2 protein-coding genes and 1 pseudogene are annotated in these 1,455 nt (G+C 45.2%); 1 reads left to right on the top strand and 2 read right to left on the bottom strand.

The genetic code is table 11. The features are described 5' to 3' along the window. The coding region (locus R7035_RS25260) for an FUSC family protein (RefSeq protein WP_318146328.1) at positions 1-565 on the top strand (565 nt) is incomplete at its 5' end. 25 nt (positions 566-590) lie between these two features. Here the strand turns inward: R7035_RS25260 and R7035_RS25255 are convergent. Both R7035_RS25255 and R7035_RS25250 read right to left on the bottom strand, forming a co-directional pair. Then, positions 591-1,253, bottom strand: a complete 663-nt coding sequence (locus tag R7035_RS25255) for a flagellar brake protein (RefSeq protein ID WP_005499292.1) — start codon at positions 1,251-1,253, stop codon at positions 591-593. Between the two features lie 95 nt (positions 1,254-1,348). Next, positions 1,349-1,455: pseudogene (locus tag R7035_RS25250) on the bottom strand (EamA/RhaT family transporter); the annotation flags it as partial.

Below are 1,455 nucleotides of genomic sequence, written 5' to 3'. Positions count from 1 at the left end.
TCCAGATGCGGAACCTCGTCAACCGCTGCCAAAGCCTTCACAAGCCAAACAAAGCCATCGGATGCGACATGAGGCTCTTATGGGGGCGAGTATTGCAACCATGTCCTTTTTGGTGTTTCAGATCTTTGATTTGAACGATTCCATGTCAGCGCAGGCGACAACCTTGTTGCTCCTGTTTCCAATGCATTGGAATGGCGCCTTAGGTTACGCTCGTAAACGGGCGATGGGCACATTGCTAGGCGTGACTTTTGGTATCGTCGGGCAGCTCATTTTGTATGATTGGTCAGATACTTTGCTGTTTATTGTGCCGTTACTTTGGATTGGCGCGATGATCTTCAGTTACATGCATGTGAAAGAATCCAGTGGTTCAGGTGCAGGCTTTGGCGGCCTTACTACTTTAGGGATCTTATTCGGACAGTATCTCACGCCCGATGGTGACCTGATTTTTAGTGCTTTGTATCGAGTCAGCAGCATACTGTTTGCCATCGTGGTCACTTTGCTTGTTACTTATGCCGTGCATCGGTTACTCAACAGCTTTGCTGCAACGCGCTTTAGCCAATCATAGCCTTGATGCGCCTCAGTTTACTAAATCATACGTTGCTGGTCAGAAAGGACTGTTCCAGCAACTTGGTTTTCAAATCTTCAGTCATAGTAATGGGTTGCTCGAATCGAATGCCTATCACCCAGCCTTTGGGTTGCTTCTTTATATTGGCGATCAAGCAAGGATTTTCCTCTCCTATATGAATGCTAAGAGGTGATACCACCGAAACTCGGTCTCCAACCTTAAACTCAGGTTCAATAAAGGTCTGAACACCGACGCCTGCCAGTGAAAAATCAACCAAACTGCCGTCATAAATATTGCCGCTGTGATCGATGGTACAGTCCATTTGTAGCTTGTAACGCTCGTGCTCTCTAACAGGCTTAGTTGCAAACGTACCGGGTATGCGAATAAAGAGCAGAGGGGAAGGGCGAACGGCTGTCATTAGTACACTGGATTTAAAAGCCAACACGTGACCAAGCTCTGTGTCGGAAACGCCGCGCACAATCACATCGGCGTTATGCAGTTTTCTCATCACTTGATCTTCGAGCAATCGCATCGGAATATCGAGGATCAAATAAGAATTTTCTTTTATTCCTAAATAAACGGTTGAGTAGCTGAATTTATCTTTTGGCCCAAATTCGAAGTTAATCGAGAGTTTCATCCCTGGTTTGAGGAATTTATGCAGTACATCTTTCGTATGAGTTGCTGGCATAAGATCTGAGGTTCCAATTTCTGATTGAAAAGAGGCTACCAAAACGCCGTTTTACTCATCAAGTGTGGTTTATAAAAGTTTTTGTCAATTAATCGCTATCTGTGAAGTGGTGGGCGATAAGTTTGAGTAAGTTCATGCTTCATAAAGATTTGGCTGGCGACCACGCTACCGCAAGTCACCAGAATTAACGCGATCCAAGTTA

The organism is Vibrio sp. 1731, assembly GCF_033339955.1.
In the GTDB taxonomy this organism is placed as follows: Bacteria; Pseudomonadota; Gammaproteobacteria; order Enterobacterales; family Vibrionaceae; genus Vibrio; species Vibrio alginolyticus.
Note: the sequence above shows the minus strand (reverse complement) of the source record. Positions and strands in the feature narration are given on the sequence as shown.

Bases quoted from the DNA above. Each gene is read 5' to 3' on its own strand.
- R7035_RS25255 (WP_005499292.1), bottom strand. From the start codon at position 1,253: ATGCCAGCAACTCATACGAAAGATGTACTGCATAAATTCCTCAAACCA.